The following is a 688-nucleotide window of genomic DNA, read 5'->3' on the forward strand; positions in this document are numbered from 1 at the left end:
TAAATAACGGCACTCATCGGGCCGATGAATTCGGGGGTGCAATCGGGATATGCCCAATTAACACCGTCATCTGCATGAACACCACAGTAAATGGTGGCCTCGAAACCGTCTTCCAGTTCGCCATCATAGGTCGGATTCTTGCGCGCGGCTTCCCGACGCTGCTCCATCTCCATCACCCAGGCTTGCGCCCGAGCAGCGATAAGAGATAGCATAAACCCGTTACGGAAAGAGACATAAGTAGGAGAGATTCCAGGGGCCAAGTCAGCATAACCTACATCAGGAATCGCCTCATTCTCAGTCCCCTTGTCGACGAGCATACCAGTCAGGATGCCTTGCATATCCAGGGTGTAATGTTCAGCACCGTAGAATGCAGCTTGTGCCCCTGCAAACTCAGCTTCCTTCTTATGACGCTGACCATAATCTACGGTCACAGCTTCAAAGATGGCTGACGGGAATTCATCACGCGCAATGGCCAGCGTAGTCGTCGAATCTACCCCACCGCTGAGCAGCACGTATACCTTATGCATTTTGGCCATGTCGTTAACCCTTGTAAACAAAGAAAGGAGAGGAACTAGTCCTCTCCATAAAAGTCGTTGGTCTCTGCTATTTTGTCTGGATCCCGTTTGCCATGCTTTTGATACCGCTCAATCTCGTGCTTCGTGATCCAAGGACGCTTCCCAATAAGGAT

At 50.7% G+C, this 688-nt stretch carries 1 protein-coding gene; it reads right to left on the bottom strand.

Annotated features, from left to right (window positions below; translation table 11 throughout):
- Positions 1-557, bottom strand: a 557-nt coding sequence (locus tag VJI93_RS08340) for a 7-cyano-7-deazaguanine synthase (RefSeq protein WP_324009251.1), incomplete at its 3' end; no start/stop codon positions are given.
- Between the last annotated feature and the right edge of the window lie 131 nt (positions 558-688).

The organism is Parvimonas sp. M20 (assembly GCF_035282425.1).
Lineage (GTDB): Bacteria > Bacillota > Clostridia > Tissierellales > Peptoniphilaceae > Parvimonas.